We start from the raw sequence: 21,738 nt of genomic DNA, 5'->3' as shown, positions 1-21,738 counted from the left end.
TAAAGTTAATTAGAACTTATATATCTAAAAAATACTATTGAAATACCATTTGTAAACCTTTAAAATATCTATATACAATAACACGATAAATTTTAAAAAGGAGACTTACACAATGGACTTATTTACGTTAATTGCTATTTCAGTTGGTATTTATTCTGGCTTATGGGGATTTTTAAGTGTTAAAATTGGACTTATAACTTGGGTAGGCTTTATAGGTTGTACAAGCTACTTTGCTTCTGGAGGAAAAAGAATTGGTTTTAAAAAAAGTTTATTTGCAAATATAACTGGAGTCTTTTGGGCTGTATGTATAATATTCTTTTCTACGAAAGCGCTACCATTTAATATAGGTTATATATTTACAGGAATATTTTCTTTTGTTATGTGCTATCAAGCAAGGTTCAAAGCTCTTGATTTTATACCAGGAGCATTTCTAGGTGCCTGTTCTACCTTCGGAGTTAATGGAGACTTTAAAATAGTTATTCCTTCACTTATATGTGGAGCTATTATAGGCTTCGCTTCTGACTATACTGGAGAATTCATATATAAAACTATAAAAAAATAACTTTATAGTTCTCCTTTACAAAAGCAATATCCGTAGGTTTTAATTTTTAACCTACGGATATTATTTTAATGTCCTAAAAGCCCGCCACTCATTCTACATTTTTTTAATAACTACAAATATAAAGTCCTTCCTTAAAATTTTTTCTATATCTCTGAAATTTATATTAAAGTTAGACTTTATTGCTTAACTAATATACTAAATAAAGTTTTCTTCAATTAGAAGATCAATAAATACCTTTACAAGCGCTGGATCAAACTGTGTTCCTGAACATCTTTTTAATTCTTCAATAGCATTTTCAATGGTAGTAGCTTTTTTATAACATCTATTATTTGTCATAACATCGAAAGAATCTACAATATTTATAATCCTGGATAGAAGAGGTATTTCTTCTCCTTTAAGCCCCTTAGTATACCCTGTTCCATCGAACCTTTCATGATGACAAAGTATTTCATCAGCAACATGGGCAAGTCTTGGTGCTGCTTTAGCAATTCTATATCCGATTGCAGTATGCTCCTTCATTATCTCCCATTCTTCTTCCGTCAACTTTCCCTTTTTCATTAATATATTTCCAGGGATTCCTATTTTTCCAATATCATGAAGTATACTTAATAACTCTAATTCATCTAATTTATCTTGTGATAAACCAAGTTTTTTACCTAATTTTAAACTTAGTTTTTTAATTCTTTGAGTATGTTCTTCAGTTTCACTATGATTTTCATTTAAAGTCTTTAACAAAGAACTAATAGTAGAGTTACTTGCACTTCGTGTTTCAATAAGTTTATTTCTATACATTCTCTCTTCTGCTAATCCCAATGCTACTTCTATACTTGAATCTTTAACTTCACTTTTTTCTACACTTCCTAATGCTATACTAAGGTTAAACGTAAAATCATCAACTTTTAAACATTCATTCTTAATATTTTCAATTAAATTTGTTACATATGAAGAATCTTTATTTACAATTAATATCATAAATTCATCTCCTCCCCATCTAGCAACAATATCATCTTCTGAGCAAGTTCTCTTAAATATATTTGCCATTGTATAAAGTAGCCTATCACCTTCAATATGCCCAAAAGTATCATTCGTAAACTTTAATCCATTTAAATCTCCCATTATTATTGCATAATTAATATTATTTTCAGCATCTAGCTCGTTAAAGCATTTTTCAATATACGCTCTATTTCTCAAGCCAGTTAATTTATCTGAGTAACTCAAAAACAAAATTTCTTTATAAAGAGAATCTAATTCTGCTAACATTTTATTCGTAACATTACCTATCTCATAAATTTCATCTTTACCAGATATTTCTACACGAGCAGTTGTATCCTTTGTTATTGCAACATCATCAATAAATTCATAAAGTCTTCTAAGACGTTTTAATATTAGTTTATCCTTAATAAAAACCTCCATAGCTATAACCACAGTTACCGTTAATGAAAATATAATTATAAAAACTTTAAAATAATATAGTTTTTCAAAATTTGTATCCCGTTTTATAGAAAGTACTGAAAGTATATTACAATCCCCTATTATATCTTCTAATGGTTTACTTGCTATGATGTAACTATTATTCTTATTAACTGATATAAAAGTATTAGTTTGTTTTGAATCTATTATTTCTTGAAAACTAAGCTGAGCTTTAGTAACTTTATTAATATAATCTAATAATTCCTTATCCACCTGTTTTGCAATTATTAATATTCCATTATTCTTTAATTTTGTGTTAGATGTTGTTATTGGAGCGGCTGTAACAATTAATAATTTTTTATCAATAAGCACTATACCAGAATATATTTGAGAATTATTTTTAAACTCTCCTAATTTTCTTATATATTCATTCAATTTTTTTGTTAATAAATTTATTTTTTCATTTGGTAAATCATAATTTTCGCTATAAACTATATCACCTTTAGTATCTGTAAATATCATAAAATTCAAGTTAAGTTCTTTAATAGTATTATTGTTAAAATTATTTTTTATAAAATTACTATTTTTATCTGCCAAAAAATTATAAGTTTCATCCCATTGAGCCCAATCAATGGCTATTTTCCCCATATTATTTTCTTCTTTATTTATTATAGAATTTAATATTTCAAAAGAATCTTCTATATTATTATTTTCTAATTTATCGATATATCCTGAAATAATAAAATTAAATATACTAGAAGTCAAAACTATTATTAATATACAACTTATAAAAGATATCAATATGATTTTTATCTTAACACTCATAAGCACCACCTTATTATGAATACAAATTATTTTAAACTATATATTAATTATCGTTAATTCGACTTTTTTCTCTATATTATTTTTATTTTTTCAACATATTTATAATTAAACTTTTTTATTTTTAAATAATTAATACAAAAATAACTATAAAAAAATATATTTTTCAAAAACTTGTTTATGTATACTATATTTCTAAAATTTTAATTATTTATATATATTTTTTAAAATTTAAAATCTACATTTATACTAATACATGTGTTAAACACAAAATAAATATAATATGTATTTTGTAAAAAGCATATTAGGACATACATATATAAAATTGTATATAAAAAGAGTTCTTACAACCAAACTTTGCAAGAACTCTTATACAAATTAAGATTCTTCATCTTTTTCTTTATTAACCTTTTTTTTAAAATCACTAGAGGTAAATTTTACCCCAAGAAAATCTAATATAAATATGAATAGTGGAATCCCTATTAAAAGTCCCCATACTCCTAAAAGTTGCTCTGAAACTATAAGCACAATAAATGTAAGAAATATAGGCAATTCTGTTTTATCTGACATGAACTTAGGATTTAAAACATAACTTTCAAATCCATGAAGAACTATTACAAGTCCAATTACCCAGACTATATCTCTTACTCCACCTATCTGATACCCTATTAAAGATAATGGTATAAGTGATATTATAACTCCTGCAACTGGTATTAAACTTAATACAAATATCATCGCCCAAAGTGCTACCAATTGAGGGAAGCCCATAAACCATAATATTATAATTGATAATATGCTATTTACAAAGGCTATCAATATTTGAGCTTGCATAACCTTTCCAAAAGAATTTAAAAAACTATTTCCAAACTCTCTTACATAAACCCACATACCACTTATTTTACTTTCTTTAAATTTATCAGCAAAAATTTTAATTTTACGTTTTTCAAGCATAAAAAACATGCTTAACATGAATGCCATAAATACATTGATACTACCCTTTCCTACATGTGTTGCGAATGTTAATAGTGTATTTAGACTATCCTTAGTATAACCTTTTATATCTATTTGTCCTATAACTCTCTGCATATGATTTAATAAAGGATCATCTGTACGATCTATATTTATTTTTATGTTTGATACTTTGCTTAGCATTTCTATACTTTGAGAAACTAATAATGGTATATATCTATATATCAAAAACGCAAGAAAGAAAAACATTAAAATATATAAAACCAAAGTTAATATCTGATCTTTGATTTTAATATATTTAGATGTTTTATTTATTATAAAATTTTCTATTGTGTTACTTATATATATAAATATAAAAGTTAAAAGCAACATATTTATAACTGGTTTTAGAAACCAAATAATTATTCCTAGAACTACAAAAACGACTATTCTTTTCATAAAATCTTTTTTAAACAAGTTAATTAAATACTCCATATATTCTCCTCCAAGCTACCATCTTACACTTATAATAATTTAAAGAAATCCTTTTTTCAACAAAATATAAAATATATAAGATATATTTAAGAATAGTTGTTTAAAAATTAAGATTTTCTTAATAAACAAATCTTTCTATTTAAAACTTGTATTTAATAAATAAAGCTTTAATTTTGCCAATTTATCTACTAATAATTCACTTTTAAAAAACAAGAAAATAAAAAATAGGCAAACTAAACTTTATAAATTTAGTTTACCCATCTATTTAATTAATTAGCCATATCAATTGCATCTGCTAATATTTTATCTGCATTAGTTATTTCCCAATATTTAGAGTTTTGTTTGAATTCTAATGTTTTTGTGACTTTTTTAGTTGCTAATGGTGCCTTAGCTATTTCGTCAGCATATAAACTCATAAACATATTCATACCTTCTTCTTCAGTTTTTGGTGGATTTGTAGTTGCTTTTTCTAAATATACTTTTTCAGTTTCAGCTAGAACTTTTTCCATATTTAATTGTGTAAATTCTATATTAACTTCTGCAGTTTTATCTGTTATCTTCTCATCTTTAACTGTATATTCTACCTTAGCTAAAGCTTTTTTAAAAGAATCATTTAACTTATCAACTTCTTCTTTATTTACATTTACCCCACCTTTAGAAACTTCATTACTAAATGAACTTTTAAACTCTTTATCATAAGCTTCATTGAATTTTTTAATATCTTCATCTGTTATTCCAACTTTACTTACTTTAGCTTTATCTCCCTTTAAAATAAAGTCTAATGTAATTTGAGCAGTCTCTGTTGGCGTAGCTTCTATTTTCTCTTTGCAAGCTACCATACTTCCCCCCAATAAAAATGTTACCCCAAGTACTAATAATAATTTTTTCCTTCTGACCTTCATTTTTTATCCCCCCTAAAAATATTTAGTCAGTTATATAATAGCATTTAATGAATTATTTGTAAATTACTTTTCAATATTTTTTTCACAAATTCTACATATAAATTGGCTCCCATGTTTAAAACTTTTTCATCTACGACAAATTTATCACTATGATTGGGATATTTTCCTATATTTTTACTTCCACATCCCAAAAAACCATATATACTCCTAATATTTTCAGCATAAAATGCAAAATCCTCTGATGCCATTATTTTTCCCATCGTAGTAAGCTCTTCTTTTCCAAAAATATCAGTAACTATATTATTAACTAAATCTACTAATTCATTATCATTTATAAGTGGTGGTGGACAATACACATATTCTAAAGATGCTTTTGCCCCATAAGTTCTTGCTGTATTTTCAATAACATTTCTTAATCTATCTTCTACATTTTTTCTTACTTCATTTGAAAATGTTCTTACAGTCCCTTTAATCTCAACATATTTAGGAATTATATTTTCTCTATCTCCACCATTAATAGTTCCTAATGTTATGACTGCTGGCTCTACTGGAGCTATATTTCTACTTACTATAGATTGAATGTTTAATATTATAGCTGCAGCTGTAACAATTGCATCTATTCCATTTTCCGGACTAGCACCATGGCTCGCATTTCCATCTATTTTAATTGTAATAGTATCTGCTGATGCCATTACTGCACCCTTTTCAAAACTAAATTTTCCACTTTCTAATTCTCCCCATATATGCATTCCAAACATATACTTGACATCATCTAAAAACCCAGAATCAATTATAATTTTAGCTCCTAGACCTGTTTCCTCAGCTGGCTGAAACACTAATTTTATTTTACCTTTTAAACTGTGTCTAATATCAAAAATATACTTACTAGCTCCTAACAACATCGCCATATGACAATCATGCCCGCAAGCATGCATAAATTTATTTTTAGACTTATACTCAACATCTGTTTTCTCTTCTATTGGTAATGCATCCATATCTGCTCTTAAGCCTACTACATTCCCATCATTTCCTGTTTCTATAATTCCTACAACTCCAACATTTCCAATTCTTTCAGTTTTTATCCCTATATCCTTTAACTCTTTCTCTATCATTCTACTAGTGTTATACTCTTTCCACGATAATTCTGGATTCTGATGAAGATATCGTCTTACTTTTATAATATATTCCTCATACTTTTTATCTATATTATTTACTACCATCTTATCCACCCTTTCTTAAAACTAAATCTACTAAAAACTTTGAATATGCTATGCAGAGAGAGGTTTATTTATAATAACAATATATGAACTTTATATCCTTTTTGTATATTTTTAACACGCATTTTCTTTTTAATTCCTTTTATGCTATAATTAATATTAATTAAAGATTTATTACTATTAATTACTTTTTATCTACTAATATAGTACAAAGGATGGAAATTTGAATGACCTTAATAAAAAAAACTGAGCATAAAATTAAGAATATAGTATTCTTAATTAAAATAGCTTTTTTATTTTTTTCAACTGTTTGTATTTTTATATCAAAATATTATATAAATCCAAATTTATTAATATATCACATTTTACATTTAGTTTGTTTTTCCTTAATAATTTTAATGTTTGTTTATACATTTTTACGATATACTAATAAAAATAATATTTACAACAAACATTCAAAAACATTTACATTTTTTGAAGATTTAATGTTTTTTTTAATCTATATATTAACATTACTAAATTCAGGTGGACATGATAGTAATTTTAAATTGTTATTTCTATTTATTATCATAACCTCTAGTATAGAATTCAGAATGAAAACCAGCTTTTGTTATGCAATTCTATCAACAATATCACTATTAATTTTAGATTTATGGTATGGAATCAATTATCCTTTAAATATTTATTTTAAAAAAGAATTACTAATCAGTTGTTCTTTTTTCTTTAGTTCAATATTAATTGGATATTTTGTAAACTTTGCAAAATCAAACATAAATAATCTTGAAAATTTAATTGATACAGAACTTATAAGTTTTAAAAAAAATAATAAATTTTCTTTTAATGATTTAAAACTTTTACTAAACAAGAGTTTTAAAGATAATACTAATATTTGTGTAGCTTTAATAAGCGTTGATAATATTAATTTTGATGATTTTAATTCTAATAAATATAATCCATTAATAGATGATATATTTAAAATAATAAAATATCATTTGAATAATAATGATATTTTAGTTCCTTATAAAAAAAATATACTAATTCTAATTTTACCTTCAAAAAATGAAATAGATGCTTTGAATTTATGCCATAATATAGTAGCCACAGCTAACGATGCTCTTATTAGTGGTCCTATTATTAATTCAAAATACAATTTTAATTTTTCTATTGGTATATCATGTTCTAACCATACTGTATATAATGAATTCGATCTAATATCTTATGCTAGAATTGCGTTAAAACATGCTAAACTTTCAAAAAACAACAAAATAATTCCATACTCTTATATAGATGAATTTAATAAAAAGCAACAAATTTTTTAAAAAACTTGTTGTTTTTTTTATTTTAAGATAAACTAACCATGTTATGATTTATATGTATAAAAAATAATTTAGAGTAAATGGTTGAAAATCATTATTACTTTTTTTCTGAAAGCAAAAAACTTTCAGTTTTCATAATTAAACATGTCTAAAATAGCAAAGTAGTTAATTATCATAATACATAAAATTAGAGGAACACTAATTAAATAATTTATATTAAAAGGAGAAGTTATTATGTCTAAAATAAATATAAAAAATTTAAAAACTACAAATTTTAAAATATCAGAAAAAAAAGAACCTGAAGGTCATGTAACTTTTGGTAAATACGAAGGTGCTAGGCTAAATGATAAGAAACATGGATTTGGAGTATTTACATATAGCAATGGAACTCAATATATCGGCAATTGGAAAGAAAATGAAATGCACGGACAAGGTAACATGTATTGGGCTAATGGAGAAAAATATGTAGGTAGCTGGGTAAACGATGAGATGAGCGGGAATGGTTCTTACTCTTGGCCAGATGGTGAAAGTTATGTAGGTACTTGGGATAAAGGCTCAAAATCAGGATATGGTGTTTACACATGGGATAATGGAGATACTTATATAGGTAATTGGTTAAATGACGAAAGAAGCGGTTATGGTATACAAATTTTAAATGATGGTTCAAAATTTATGGGTGAATGGAAAAATGATGAAAGACACGGTCAAGGTATATTTATAGATAAAGATGGTGTTTCTCATATTGGAACCTATGAAAATGGTGTAAAACTATAAAAATATCAAATACAAAACTCCCCACAATAAATTTGTGGAGAGTTTTTGTATTTTAATTATTTAAGTTCAATTAATACTTGAACTAAGAAATCCCAAACATTCTTTACGGATGATATACTTACGTGCTCATTTGGTGTATGAACATCATACATATTAGGACCAAAGCTTATCATATCTATGTCTTTACCAAGTGTTTCACTAAATAAACCACATTCAAGACCTGCATGCATAGCTATAACTTCAGCTTCTTTTCCTGTTTGAGCTTTCATTACCTTTTGACATACTTCTCTAAGTTTTGAGTTTGGATTATATTCCCAAGCAGGGTAATCTGCATGTGTAGAGAAATTAGCTCCTATTAAGTTTGATATATTTCTAGTTCTTAATACTATTTCTTCTTTTAATGTTGCAACAGAACTTCTAGTTGCACTATCATATTCAACTGAATTTTCTGTAGTAGTTACTACTCCAAGGTTTGTTGAACTTTGTACTAAGTCCTTTATTACTCTACTCATAGTATCTACACCATTTGGTATAAGGTGTAATAACATAACTGCCTTATCAGTTGTTTCCTTTGAAAACATCTTTTTAGGCAAAGCTATATCTTCTATTTCTAACCTTACATTTTCATCTTGAACCTCTAATTCTTTTTTAAATATTCCATCAAAGTGAGCTACTATTTCTTTAACAACATCTACTTGAGAAGGTTTAACAAGAATTACAGCATCACATTCTCTTGGAATAGCATTGTTCTTAGAACCGCCATTTAATGAAGCTAGATTAAATTCTACATTATCTGCTATAGCATTTAAAACTCTTCCCATAAGCTTATTAGAATTTCCTCTTTCCTTATTTATTTCCATACCAGAATGACCACCCTTTAAGCCTCTCACTCTAATATCTAAAGCTTTTAATGTGTCATTAGCATCTTCCCATTCAATATCTAAGGCTACATTAGTTCTAACACCACCTGCACAACTAACTTGTAAGAACCCTTCTTCTTCTGAATCTATGTTAAGAAGTATTTTACCTGAAATATGTTCTTTTTTAAGAGCCATAGCTCCACCCATACCAGCTTCTTCATCTGAAGTTACAAGTAACTCTATTGGTGGATGAGCTAAATCTTTTGAAGCTAAAACAGCCATACCATAAGCTACAGCTATACCATTATCTGCTCCTAAAGTAGTTCCAGTTGCATATATATAGTCTCCTTCTATTCTAAGCTTTAATGGATCCTTTTCAAAATCATGCTCAGTATCTTTGTTTTTTTCACATACCATATCCATATGTCCTTGTATAATTACTGTAGGTGAATTCTCATATCCCTTAGTTCCTGGCTTCTTTATAATAACGTTTAAAGCTTCATCTTGAATAGCTTCAAGACCTAGTTCTTTACCAAAGTTAACTAAGTAATCACTTACTTGCTTCTCATTACCTGATCCTCTTGGTATCTGAGATAATTCCTCAAAATATTTAAATACGTCATGTGGTTGTAAATTTTGTAAAACTTTCATTTCTGTCGCATCCTTTCGAATAATTTGTGGTAGAATATATAATATAGTATTATATGTTTTCTTTATCAATATAATCTCATAATTCTTACTTTTATTCAACCTTACTGAGAAAATATGTATAAATTATATATATATTAACATTATAAAGAGGTGGTTATATGCAAAAAACAAAAATGATTTTCACAATAGGCCCAGCAAGTGAAAATGAAGAAGTATTAAGAGAATTTATCAAAATAGGTATGAGTGCTGCTAGATTAAACTTTTCACATGGTACTCATGAAACCCATAAAGAAAAAATAGAACTAATAAAAAAATTAAGAACCGAACTTAATTCTCCCACAGCTATATTATTAGACGTTAAGGGTCCTAAAATACGTACCCATAACTTTATTAATGATGGTGTTAATCTTAAAGAAGGTAATGAATTTACTTTTGTATGTGGAGAAGAGATTCTAGGTGATGAAACTAAATGCTCAATTTCCTATGATATTTTATATCAAGATATAAAAGTAGATGGTTCAATCTTAGTTGATGATGGACTTTTGGAATTTAAAGTTAAAGAAGTTAAAGGAAAAAACATAATTTGTGAAGTTATTGTAGGAGGTCTTATTAAAAATCATAAAGGTGTAAATGTACCTAATGTAGAAATTAAACTTCCTGCTATAACTGAAAAGGATATTTCTGATTTAATATTTGGCTGCGAAATGAAAGTAGACTTTGTAGCTGCTTCATTTATAAGAAAAGCCTCTGATGTTTCAGAAGTTAGAAAAGTCCTAAATAGCCACGGTGGCGAAAACATAAAAATAATTTCCAAAATAGAAAATCAAGAAGGTGTAGATAACATAGATTCAATCATTGAAGTTACTGATGGTGTTATGGTAGCTCGTGGAGACATGGGAGTTGAAATTCCTATAGAAAATGTTCCTATAATACAAAAACGTATAATTAAAAAATGTAATGAAGCTGGCAAAATAGTTATAACAGCAACTCAAATGTTAGATTCTATGATTAGAAACTCTAGACCTACAAGAGCTGAAGCTTGTGATATCTGTAATGCTATTTTTGATGGAACAGATGCTATAATGCTAAGTGGCGAAAGTGCTTCTGGTAGCTATCCTATTGAAGCAGCATCTACTATGTCTAGGATAGCTAAAGAAACTGAAGCTAATTTAGACTATGAGCATATGATAAATAATTTAAGAGAACCTAGCCTTTCAGCTTTTAGTGATGCTATAAGTTATTCTGCAGCAAAAACTGCTATAAAACTTCCAACTAAAGCAATAGTAGCAGCTACACAAAGTGGAGCTACTGCTAGGTTATTATCTAAATATAAACCTAGTTGCCCAATTATAGCTATAACTCCTTTTGATTGGGTAAGAAGAAGCCTTGCACTTAACTTTGGTGTTATGCCTGAAAAATGTGAGATGTTTAATTCTACTGATGAGATAATTTCTGAAGCTAAAAAAGTAGTTAAAAATATTGGAGTAGCTGAAACTAATGAAACAATTATAATAGCTGCTGGTATGCCAACCTCTCATATAGGTGGAACTAATATGTTTAAAATAGAAAAAGTTTAAATTTTATAATAAAGAATTGAGAGTTTATATGATTTTACTCTCAATTCTTTAATTTTAATTATACATACCACTGAAATTCATTTTATAGTACTATTCAATAATTGTAACTAACTTTATTGCTACACTAACACTTACTTTTCCAAAGCCATAATAATTATTCCTTCATTTAGTTCCTATATGTATTTGTATAAAAACTCCTAATTTTAATACAAAAAAATAGAGTGGTCCTAGTGCACCACCCTATCAAAAATAATTATAAAAATATATTCTATTCGAATTTAAAACCTTCCAATGCATTTTTAAACAAATCACCAATGGTAGCTTCTTCTTCAGTGTCATTATATTTTAAATATTCCTTTGAAGATTCTGTAGCTTCTTTTATACTTAAACTCATCTTATGAGCTTCTTCATCAATACTTAAAACTTTAACCTTAACTTCTTGGCCCATTTCTAATACATCTGAAGCCTTAGCTATGTTATCCTCTGATATTTCAGCTATATGAATAAGTCCTTCAACACCAGGTTCAACTTCTGCAAAAGCACCAAAATTTACAAATTTGACAATCTTAACTTTTATAACATCATTAACTTTATACTTTCCATTTAGTAATTGCCATGGATTTTTATTAACTTCCTTCATTGCTAAAGAAATTCTGTTTTTATCTCTATCAAATTCTTGAACATATACTGTAACTTCATCACCAACTGAAACAATTTCTGATGGATCAGTTATTCTTTTCCATGAAAGATCCGAATTATGAACTAATCCTTCTAATCCACCTATATTCACGAATGCTCCAAATTTCATAAGCTTAGTTACAGTACCAGTCCTCTTTTCTCCTTTTTTTAGAGAATTCCAAAGAACTGTTTGTTCTTTTTCTTTTATTTCTTCTTCTATTATTCTTCTTGATACAACTACTTTATTTCTATTCTTGTCAAATTCTATTATTCTTACTTCTAAACTTTTACCTATAAAAATGGTTAAATCATCTATTCTTCTAGCTGCTGATTGTGAAGCTGGCATAAATACTCTAACACCTTCAAAATATCCAACTAATCCACCTTTAACAACTTCTTTTATTATAATATTTATTTCACCATTATTTTTTGAAACTTCTTTTATTTTTTCCCATACCTTAATAGCATCTGCTCTCTTTTTAGATAAAAGTATACTCTCTTCACCCTTACCTACTCCTAAAACCATAACAAATACTTCATCATCAACTTTTAATATATCTGAAGGTTTAACATCTTTATCCTCTGAAAGTTCTTCTTTAGTTATTACTCCATCTTTATAAGAACCTATATTTATAAAAACTTCTTCCTCAGTAACATTTATTACCTTACCCTTTATTAAATCCCCTCTGTTTATTCTTTTTAAATCGTATTCTTGCATTGCATCTTCCATTGATAAAATTTCTTTTTGTTCTGTAGTCATATTAGTCATCTCCTTAAGTTTATTTCTTTCTATCATACTATTTATTTTACATAAGTATGATGATGAAAACAAGATTTTATAAAATTTTACATTCTTAAATTTATATAATAATTGTTTTATGTTATAATCTAAAATATACCGTAAGTTAATATTTTACACTCACTTACAAATACATTATTTTGCTTAAAAATTTTATTTATCCAACAAAAAGAGTTTTTAAAAACCATATATAATGGTAATAATTAAAGCAAAAAAGAGATAATATTAGCTTATAACATGAAAAATAAATATCTTTAACCATTTTTCTTTAAAAATAACCTAAAATGAGTTATTTTTAAAGTTGAAATACAGTATTTTATACTGTATAATAAACTCATGGTTAATAAATAAAGCGAGTGAGGTGAAAAAGATTCGTAAGTTTATTAAAAACCGTATTTTCGTAACATCAGTAATGGTCTTTATCTTTTCAATATCAAATCTTCTAATAGGTGGTATTGATTTAGTAAGACCACAAATTACAAATGATAATATTGCTTATGCAAGCACTATTGAAACTCCAAAGGAAGCTACAATAGATAATTTAAATATAACTGACTTGAGTAATGATAAACTTCTTGCATTAAAACCTTCTTCAGGTGGTTTTAAATCCTCTAGTGGTTTTTCAAGTGGTTCTAAGAGTTCTAACTCTTCATCAAAATCATCTTCAAGTGGTTTTAAATCTGGTAGTTTTTCAAGTGATTCTAAGAGTTCTAGCTCTTCACCAAAATCATCTTCAAGCGGATTTAAATCTGATGGTTTTTCAAGCTCTAATAGTTATAGCTCCAGTAAATCAAAAGATTCTAGCGATAATATAACTATTACAAGCTCTAAACCTTCTTCAGGTGGTTTCAAATCCTCTGGTGGTTTTTCAAGTGGTTCTAAGAGTTCTAGCTCTTCACCAAAATCGTCCTCAGGCGGTTTTAAATCTGGCGGTTTTTCAAACTCTGGAAGTTCTAGTTCTGGAAGTTCTAGTTCTAGTAACTCAAGCTCCTCTCCTAAATCCTCGTCTGGAGGTTTTAAGTCTGGTAGCTTTTCAAATTCAAAAGATACACCACCATCTAGCTCAAGTTCAAAGGATTCAAAAAGTTCAGGTGATTCAAGTAACTCTAGTGGTGGAAGTAGTAAAAGAAGCTTCATTCCAATACCTATACCATTCTTTGGAGGGGGAGGTGGACATTACTACAGTTCTCCAGCCTCTGTTATAGGCGGTATATTTAAATTAATAATATTTATAGTATTATTAGTTTTTATAATAAAATTTATTAAAAAACGTAGAAAAAAATAAAAAATATTAAAAAATAAAATTTTTGGAGGTAATACAAATGGGTGTATTTACAAGAGTATCAAACATGTTTAAGGCAAAGGTTAATAATACATTAGATGAAATGGAGAATCCAATAGAACTTTTAGATCAAAAAGTTCGAGATATGGAAGAAAACTTAAATAAAGCTAAACTAAGTTCAGCTCAAGTTTTAGGTAATGTTCATGAAACTGAAAAGAAAATGGCTGCTGCTCAAAAAGATTCAAAAGACTGGGAAGAAAAAGTAAAGCTTGCTGTAGCTAAAGGAAATGATGAATTAGCTAAGAGAGCTCTTGAAAGAAAATTAGATGCAGACAAGAGATACCAATCTCTTCAAGCTAGCTACAATGAAGCTAGTGCTAAAGCTGAAATGCTTAAGAAGAATCTTAGAAACTTAGAAGATGAAATTCAAAAGACTAGAAGTTACAGAGACGAAGCTGCTGCTAGAATGAATAACGCTGAAGCATCAAAACAAGTTAACGAAATACTTGCTAATGTTCAAACTAAAACTAACTCAATAAAAATTGATGATATTGAAAGAAAAATTCAAAGAAAAGAAGCTCTTGCTGATGGCTTAGGCGACTTAAAACAAGTTGATAGTTTAGAAAATGAATTTGAAGCTTTAGGTGCTACTAGCGACCTAGACGCTGAACTTGCAAAATATAAGAATCAATAGGTGAAAATATGAGTAGAGACTTAGACTTTATAAAGTCTGAGAAAGATAATTGGGGAAAGGTTTATGTAGACCTTAGCTACGCTATTGATAACGTAGCTCCTTTTCTTTCTGAACAGACACTTAAAATAAGAAAATATTATGGGCAAGTTGATGTTTTAAAAAAATATGTTTCTCTTTTAGATTCTGCTGAAGCAGATGTAAATAAGCAATCTAAATCATTTTTAGGTAAGTTTAAAGATAACAATTCTATTAATCTTGTTTCTTCTTACAAAAATGATAATAGAAAAACATTTAACCAATTAAATAATTGTGCGAAATGTGCTTGTCTAAATTGTCCTAAAGATTGTAACTTTAATACTTGTAGCGGTTGTAGAGAAAATTCTTTTATTAAGAAATGTGATCATGAAAAAATCAATATGACTATTCATGATAACTTTATATTAAATTTGACAAACAATAATACTGGTAGACCATCAAGATATATGGTTCTTGCCACTCTACAAGATTGTGAACTTGATAGACAATATATAATAATTGAAAATATTATGGATAAAGAAGATAAATTTGTTCTTTACTATTATCCAGGCATTAGTGAAGATAATTACGGTGAAATTTCGGATCCTAATGAATTTGATTTCATTGTAGATACTTTCCAAAACTAAAGCTATCTAAAGGCAGCCAAGTTATTTCATAATTTGGCTGTCTTTTTATTGTAAATAAAACTACAAGGTAAGAGAATAAAATTAAATAGCTTCACTTTGAATTAGATTCATTTTATAAGGTAATTTTCTTCTCAAACAGCACTACTCTAACATTCCCATCCATATATTCATCTACGATATTATATCCCATCTTTTTATAAAAATAATGATTTCTTTCCTTATCAGCAGGCGTTTCTAAAGTCCAAACAGTTGCTCTCTGGAATTGGCTCTCTATAAACTTAATGGCTTGTTGTCCAATTCCATGGTTCTCATAATCTGGTACCACACAAATACCCCCTAGAAAGTATGTGCTATCATTATTATCTTTAACAGCAATGTCACCTACTATTTGATTATTACAAATTATTTTATATGTTATTTTGTTTAGAATAATATTAGTCATACTTTCTTTAGAATGATTATATGCAGGACATTCTCCATATTTAATAAAATCAGAATAGAAGCTCTGATTTTGTACAACAATTAATTTATCAACATCATCAATTGTTGCTCTTTTAAATTCAATTTTCATTTTATAATCTCCTTTTAAAATCTATTTATAATTAGTATAAGACGTCTCTACTAAGAAATATTATATCATCTGCTGTTAACAATATTAAATTCCAAATTAGTTGGTATGATTCTTTCTAATGCATCACAATTAATATTTATTAATATAATAAATGTATCCATATAAATATTCATTATATCTTGTACATTTACTATTTTTGAGTTAAAATAAAATAAATAGTTAAAGAAGAATAATAAAAAGTTTTTAACTTTTTATTATATATCATTTTTTGAGATTTGTAAATATACTTTTTAAATTTAATTCCTATAAGATGTAATAAATCTATTACATCTGTTTTTTGTATTGAAAAAATTATGTAAAATCAATATATTTTCATATAAAATTACCTATAAACCTTTTATTTAATCAAAAATAAACCGCTAAGAATAATCTTAGCGGTTTTAATTTGGAGCGGGTGATGGGAATCGAACCCACGTAGCTAGCTTGGGAAGCTAGAACTCTACCATTGAGTTACACCCGCATATTTTATTAAATTTTAATAATTAAAATATTTTCATTTATTATTATAAACCCATTATACATATTTTTCAATATGTTTTAAAATTTATTTTTATATACTAAAAAAACCATCTTATTAATCATGAATTTTGTTCTTATAATTAAAATTATTTACAAATTTTAAAATAACTTATCTAAATAATAAAAAAATCATTTTTAATTCTGACTTCATTTAAGAAATCTTCATTAAAAAATGACCTCTTTCAATTTTAAATTTGTGTTTATATTTTTAACTTACTTTAACTTAAGATCTTCTACCATATTTCTTGTTTCTTTTAAATATTTATCAACCATAGGAAAATTATCTTTTGCTACTCCAATAAATAATATATCAATTATTGTAAGTTGTGCTATCCTAGATGATATAGCACCAACTCTTAAATCCTTTTCTACACCTGGAACTTGTATATTAATATCACCTAACGAAGCAACTGGATTATCTCCAAACTTCGTTATCGTAATACATTTTGCTCCTTTTTCTTTGGATTTGCTTAATGCATTATATACTTCTTTTGTTTTTCCTGAATAAGATATTCCAATAGCAACATCATCTTCAGACATATTAGCTGCAATTGAAATTTGTAAATGACTGTCTAAATTCATTAATGCATTTTTACGTATTCTACTTAATTTATATTGTAAGTCCATACCTATTAATGCAGATTGCCCAACACCAAAAATATATATATTTTTGGCATTTTGAATAGCCCTTACAGCTTCTTCAATTTTCTTTTCATCAAGTAAAACAACTGTATCATTTATACTCTTTATATTTTTATTACTAATTTTAACCATTACTTCTTTTATTGTATCATCAGTATTTATATATTCATAATCTACATCTTCAGTTGTTATATTATCATCTTTAGCTAAAGCAATCTTAAACTCTTGAAGCCCATCAAACCCTAGTTTCTTAGCAAATCTTACAACACTAGCAGCACTTGTTTCTGTAACCATTCCTAATTGATTTGCTGAAAATTTATAAACATCACCCGGATTATTCAATACATATTCAGCTATCTTTTTTTCTGACTCTGTCATTGATTCTTGAATTTGTTTTATTAAAAGTGAACAATTCATATAATTCTCCTTTACCTTTTATATTCATTCTCCTTCTATTAATTTGAATTTTCCCCATGGTTCTATATAATCTAATAAAAACAGTTCATCTTTATTTATCCTTCCTACTACATTTGATTTGCCTGAATTTTTCATATCACGCTTTGCTATTTGCATTTCACCTGCATAATGACCATAAAGTGAACTTTCAATTATAATATCTCCCTTTTTAATATCTGGAGTATTAAAAACTCTAAAATCATGTCCTTTATATTTAACCCTACTTTGAGTTGATCTAATTACATAATCTGACACATCGCCTCTATTAAAGTGAAATTCTTCAAGCACTATCCTTTTTTCAATCTCTGGTATTTCTTCATTTAATTCACATTTTAATGTTAAACAATATTGATCAATTTCACTTAATTGTTTTAATTCTTCTTCTGATGCAAAAGCATTTGCTATAATTATATCATCAATTAAGTTTGTTATCCATAAGTGTTTAGCTTGTACTACTATTGGAAGTTCTCTATGTACTTCAATTGTGCATAATCCTTCACTTACAGGCCAAGGTCCATATTGTGCATTAGAAGATGATATAAATGCAGCAGTTACAATACCTAACTTTTTAAATTGCTCACTAGTTTTTATAAAATGCTCATAGCTTAATCCCGTATATTTATGTGGATAAAAATTATGACATCCTAAAATATTATTTGTATTTGGCTTGTATGAAAAAATATTTTCTATATATTTTGTGCCACTACTCATATTAAATTCAATTTTTAAGTCTTCTTTATTAAATGTCATTATAGATTCTTCAATTCCAGTAAATCCTTGATCTAATCGTATTCCATAAACTCCAAGTTTTTTAAAATCCCTTAAATCTTTATAACTTATTCCTAGGTCTTTGAAAACTTTTGGACTTATGTCTGCTATAACCTCCATGCCATATTTATTTGCATGTTCTATAGTTTCCTTGAATTCTTTTAATATTATTTCTTTTTCACCTTCAACTGATAAAAGGCATGTAAACACTCTTTTAAAATTATATTTTGCTGCTAAATCTATATATTCCTTAATTTCATCAACAGAATTGTGCATAGGATAAATCGATATACCTAATTTTCTCATTTCTTCTTCCCCCTTTAATTAAACTTTTTAGGAGTTGGTGTTATATTTCCTAAAATAACATACTCTTTGGCTCCAGTAGCCGTAAGTACGTTACTAAAGCTACCATGTAATGTTTCATTAGCGAGTATAGCAAACGCAATTGCTTCTTTGCTATCTGATGAAAACCCTAAATCTTCTTGAGTTAAAACTTTACATTCTGGCATACATTCTCTAATCATATTTAATAAAGTTTTATTGTAACTTCCTCCGCCGCCAATTATAACTTCATCTATTTTCATTCTAGGCATAATAAAGTTGCGATAATTATACTCTATTGATTTTGCTGTAAACATAGTTACTGTACAAATTATATCTTCCTTACATTCACTTGAATACTGCTTTAAAATTTTATCAACAAATTGAGAACCAAATACTTCTCTTCCTGTTGATTTAGGAGGACATCTTAATATATACTCATGTTCCATAAGATCTTTTAACATAGGTTCAATTATTTTCCCTTTTAGTGATAATTGACCGCCTTTATCATAAGGCATTCCAGTCAATCTATATACAACTTCATCAATTATCATATTTCCCGGTCCTGTGTCAAAAGCAAAAACATCATTCAATTTGCACTTTTGAGGGATAATAGTAGCATTACCTATTCCTCCAATATTTTGCAAAACTCTGTTTTTACTAGACCTATATAGTATATACTCTGTAAAAGGTACTAGCGGCGCACCTTCTCCACCTGCTGCCATATCCATACTTCTAAAATTAGATACTACTTGACATCCTATTTCATATGCAATTATAGATGGTTCTCCAATTTGTAATGTAGATTTTTTCAACTCTTTTGTATCTTTAGGTATATGATATACAGTTTGACCATGACTTCCTATAAAATCAATTTTTGATAAATCAAAATTGAAATTATTGCAAGCAACTTTTACTGCATTACTAAATGCATATCCTAATTTAAAATTAAGACTACATATTAATTCTACATTTGATTTTTCTATAGACAAACTTCTTTTAATCTCCTCTCTTAAATCTTCTTCAAAAGGAATAGTTTCAAACCCAACAACATCAAGTTTTGTATTTATTCCTGAATCTTTGATTTTTACTAATGCTACATCAATTCCATCTAAAGAAGTTCCTGACATTATACCAACACTATATTTTATATCCATCTTAATCCACCATTCTATGAATTTATATATTTTATTACTTCATAATATGCGCCTATTGTCGGAGAAGCACATTCATCATATATTCTAAAATCCTTTACTTCTTTATGTAATACATTTACAAAACTCTCCTTAACTAAATTTATATTAGTTAAAATGCTTCCTGAAATCCCTATATTTACAGTTTCATTTATTTTCATTCTATTTATTGCTCTTGCAGTCATGATTCCTAATTCTCTTCCTGACTGCTTTAATATATCTATTGCTGTACTATCATTATTTTTAGAAAGTTCTACAATTACAGGAACTATAGCTGATATTTTACCTTTATCAGAATTATATACAAAATTTATAATATCAAATTCATCAGAAACTTCTAAATTATCTAATATCATCTTTGTAAAATTAGATTTTGTATATCCCATATCCTTTTCAAATATAATCTTTTTTAAAGCTTCAAGGGCAATATAATATCCACTTCCTTCATCACCTAGGATGTGTCCCCATCCTCCTACCCTGACTTTTTCATTATTATATTTACCTATACATATAGATCCAGTTCCTGAAATGGTAAGAAAACCATCTTTTCCTTTTAGGAGTGCAGAAAGTGCCAGTTCTGCATCATTAACTACTGTTGTTTCACAATGAAAACTTTCTATAATATACTTCATTACTTTTTGCTTATTATCACCAGCACTAACTCCTGCAATACCTAAGTATATATGAATACATTCTTTTATATTTAGTTCTTTAGTACAATTATCAATTGCTTCTCTAATATTTTCTAGAGCTTTTTCATTATTGACTAATAAATTTCCAAATTTAGAAACACCTTTTGATATTATATTACCTTTTAAATCATAAGCAATAGCTTCTGTCTTTGTTCCACCACCATCAACACCCAATATATATTTCATTGAATCATTCCTTTGCTCTTTATAGTTTACGTTTATCTAGTTTTTCTATAGTCCATAGTTTCCTTAATTCCTCTATTTTCAGATATGTTATTATTAATCTCAAAAAATAAAATACAAAAACCAATAAATATAGCAATTAATATTGACCATATTATAGGATTGATATCTTTAAAAAAAACTGAAGGAATAATAAGAATAAGTGGGGATGTAAAAGCAATAACCCACCTATTCAATTTGAATTTTTTTATTGCTTTTCTTGAAAAATATACTGATCCTAGTACAAATAGCATCATAGAAATTATATATATTCCATACATTAATATATTCATAGTTTAGCATCTCCTTATATTTATTTGCTATGAATAATTCTATACATTTCAATCATTTCTTCAACTAAAGTATTTTCAGAAATTGCATCCATTAATTGGTCTTGAGCATGAACCATAAGTAATGAAATTTTTATATCTTCTCCGTTTATTTCTGCTTGAATTAGTTTAGTTTGAGTGTTATGAGCTAATGTTAATTCTTCTTTTGCCTTAACTAAAAGTCCTTCAGCTTCTTTAAAATTATTCTTTCTTGCTTCTCTAAGCGCTTCAAAAGTATATCCTCTTGAATCTCCTGCATGTGCTATTATTTCAAATATTTCTTGTTCCATATTAATAAATCCCTCCTACGTTATCC

Annotated in this window: 20 protein-coding genes and 1 tRNA gene; 7 read left to right on the top strand and 14 right to left on the bottom strand. The window is 27.2% G+C overall.

From position 1 onward, the window contains the following. The first annotated feature begins 112 nt into the window (after positions 1 to 112). Complete coding sequence (locus tag BUB01_RS21300) at positions 113 to 562, top strand: DUF1097 domain-containing protein (protein ID WP_072993358.1); 450 nt, start codon at positions 113 to 115, stop codon at positions 560 to 562. A 195-nt stretch (positions 563 to 757) separates the two neighbouring features. Here the strand turns inward: BUB01_RS21300 and BUB01_RS21295 are convergent, their stop codons facing one another. The 4 genes from BUB01_RS21295 to BUB01_RS21280 form a co-directional block, all read right to left on the bottom strand. Beyond that, positions 758 to 2,797 carry an HD domain-containing phosphohydrolase gene (locus tag BUB01_RS21295; protein WP_072993355.1) on the bottom strand — a complete coding sequence of 680 codons (2,040 nt, stop codon included), beginning with the start codon at positions 2,795 to 2,797 and terminating at the stop codon, positions 758 to 760. Between the two features lie 375 nt (positions 2,798 to 3,172). Beyond that, positions 3,173 to 4,237, bottom strand: a complete 1,065-nt coding sequence (locus BUB01_RS21290; protein WP_072993352.1) for an AI-2E family transporter — start codon at positions 4,235 to 4,237, stop codon at positions 3,173 to 3,175. A 269-nt stretch (positions 4,238 to 4,506) separates the two neighbouring features. After that, positions 4,507 to 5,139: a DUF5105 domain-containing protein gene (locus tag BUB01_RS21285; protein ID WP_072993349.1), complete on the bottom strand. Its 633-nt coding sequence runs from the start codon at positions 5,137 to 5,139 to the stop codon at positions 4,507 to 4,509. A 44-nt stretch (positions 5,140 to 5,183) separates the two neighbouring features. Then, complete coding sequence (locus BUB01_RS21280; RefSeq protein WP_072993346.1) at positions 5,184 to 6,359, bottom strand: M20 metallopeptidase family protein; 1,176 nt, start codon at positions 6,357 to 6,359, stop codon at positions 5,184 to 5,186. A 482-nt stretch (positions 6,360 to 6,841) separates the two neighbouring features. Between BUB01_RS21280 and BUB01_RS21275 the strand changes: the two genes are divergently transcribed. After that, entirely contained in the window at positions 6,842 to 7,675 is an 834-nt protein-coding gene (locus BUB01_RS21275; protein ID WP_159433288.1) for a diguanylate cyclase domain-containing protein, read from the top strand. Positions 7,676 to 7,906: 231 nt separating this feature from the next. Further along, the gene (locus tag BUB01_RS21270) at positions 7,907 to 8,446 is read left to right on the top strand and encodes an MORN repeat-containing protein (protein ID WP_072993339.1); all 540 of its coding nucleotides are present in this window, start codon (positions 7,907 to 7,909) and stop codon (positions 8,444 to 8,446) included. A gap of 56 nt (positions 8,447 to 8,502) precedes the next feature. On the opposite strand, the gene BUB01_RS21265 is transcribed toward BUB01_RS21270, so the two are convergent. Next, a complete protein-coding gene (locus tag BUB01_RS21265; protein ID WP_072993336.1) occupies positions 8,503 to 9,957 on the bottom strand; it encodes an aminoacyl-histidine dipeptidase in 1,455 nt (484 codons plus the stop codon). Positions 9,958 to 10,115: 158 nt separating this feature from the next. Between BUB01_RS21265 and pyk the strand changes: the two genes are divergently transcribed. Continuing rightward, positions 10,116 to 11,534, top strand: a complete 1,419-nt coding sequence (gene pyk / locus BUB01_RS21260) for a pyruvate kinase (RefSeq protein ID WP_072993332.1) — start codon at positions 10,116 to 10,118, stop codon at positions 11,532 to 11,534. Between the two features lie 268 nt (positions 11,535 to 11,802). Here pyk and rpsA read toward each other — a convergent pair whose 3' ends face one another. Then, positions 11,803 to 12,972 carry a 30S ribosomal protein S1 gene (rpsA, locus tag BUB01_RS21255; protein WP_072993329.1) on the bottom strand — a complete coding sequence of 390 codons (1,170 nt, stop codon included), beginning with the start codon at positions 12,970 to 12,972 and terminating at the stop codon, positions 11,803 to 11,805. A 400-nt stretch (positions 12,973 to 13,372) separates the two neighbouring features. Here rpsA and BUB01_RS21250 point away from each other — a divergent pair, with 400 nt between their 5' ends. From BUB01_RS21250 to BUB01_RS21240, 3 genes are read left to right on the top strand one after another with little or no spacing between them, the layout of a single operon-like run. Continuing rightward, positions 13,373 to 14,296 (top strand): hypothetical protein, encoded by a 924-nt coding sequence (locus BUB01_RS21250; protein ID WP_143152549.1) that lies wholly within the window; start codon positions 13,373 to 13,375, stop codon positions 14,294 to 14,296. A 37-nt stretch (positions 14,297 to 14,333) separates the two neighbouring features. After that, complete coding sequence (locus BUB01_RS21245) at positions 14,334 to 14,987, top strand: PspA/IM30 family protein (protein ID WP_072993324.1); 654 nt, start codon at positions 14,334 to 14,336, stop codon at positions 14,985 to 14,987. Positions 14,988 to 14,995: 8 nt separating this feature from the next. Beyond that, positions 14,996 to 15,649, top strand: a complete 654-nt coding sequence (locus BUB01_RS21240; protein WP_072993320.1) for a DUF1292 domain-containing protein — start codon at positions 14,996 to 14,998, stop codon at positions 15,647 to 15,649. A gap of 112 nt (positions 15,650 to 15,761) precedes the next feature. On the opposite strand, the gene BUB01_RS21235 is transcribed toward BUB01_RS21240, so the two are convergent. The 8 genes from BUB01_RS21235 to BUB01_RS21200 form a co-directional block, all read right to left on the bottom strand. Then, complete coding sequence (locus BUB01_RS21235; RefSeq protein WP_072993317.1) at positions 15,762 to 16,220, bottom strand: GNAT family N-acetyltransferase; 459 nt, start codon at positions 16,218 to 16,220, stop codon at positions 15,762 to 15,764. A gap of 446 nt (positions 16,221 to 16,666) precedes the next feature. Continuing rightward, positions 16,667 to 16,740 (bottom strand) — tRNA-Gly (locus BUB01_RS21230). Positions 16,741 to 17,012: 272 nt separating this feature from the next. Beyond that, positions 17,013 to 17,858, bottom strand: coding sequence for a MurR/RpiR family transcriptional regulator (locus tag BUB01_RS21225; protein WP_072993314.1), 846 nt, complete (start codon positions 17,856 to 17,858; stop codon positions 17,013 to 17,015). Between the two features lie 24 nt (positions 17,859 to 17,882). Beyond that, positions 17,883 to 18,971, bottom strand: a complete 1,089-nt coding sequence (locus BUB01_RS21220) for a DUF871 domain-containing protein (RefSeq protein ID WP_072993311.1) — start codon at positions 18,969 to 18,971, stop codon at positions 17,883 to 17,885. A gap of 14 nt (positions 18,972 to 18,985) precedes the next feature. Then, the gene (gene anmK, locus BUB01_RS21215) at positions 18,986 to 20,143 is read right to left on the bottom strand and encodes an anhydro-N-acetylmuramic acid kinase AnmK (protein ID WP_072993308.1); all 1,158 of its coding nucleotides are present in this window, start codon (positions 20,141 to 20,143) and stop codon (positions 18,986 to 18,988) included. A 14-nt stretch (positions 20,144 to 20,157) separates the two neighbouring features. Continuing rightward, the gene (locus BUB01_RS21210; RefSeq protein ID WP_072993305.1) at positions 20,158 to 21,057 is read right to left on the bottom strand and encodes a BadF/BadG/BcrA/BcrD ATPase family protein; all 900 of its coding nucleotides are present in this window, start codon (positions 21,055 to 21,057) and stop codon (positions 20,158 to 20,160) included. A gap of 32 nt (positions 21,058 to 21,089) precedes the next feature. After that, positions 21,090 to 21,386 carry a hypothetical protein gene (locus BUB01_RS21205; RefSeq protein WP_072993301.1) on the bottom strand — a complete coding sequence of 99 codons (297 nt, stop codon included), beginning with the start codon at positions 21,384 to 21,386 and terminating at the stop codon, positions 21,090 to 21,092. 20 nt (positions 21,387 to 21,406) lie between these two features. After that, positions 21,407 to 21,712 (bottom strand): PTS lactose/cellobiose transporter subunit IIA, encoded by a 306-nt coding sequence (locus BUB01_RS21200; protein WP_072993298.1) that lies wholly within the window; start codon positions 21,710 to 21,712, stop codon positions 21,407 to 21,409. Positions 21,713 to 21,738: the final 26 nt, after the last annotated feature.

The sequence above is a fragment of the Clostridium cavendishii DSM 21758 genome, assembly GCF_900141845.1.
GTDB classification, from domain to species: Bacteria; Bacillota; Clostridia; order Clostridiales; family Clostridiaceae; genus Clostridium_AG; species Clostridium_AG cavendishii.
This window is presented reverse-complemented; position numbering and strand designations above follow the sequence as displayed.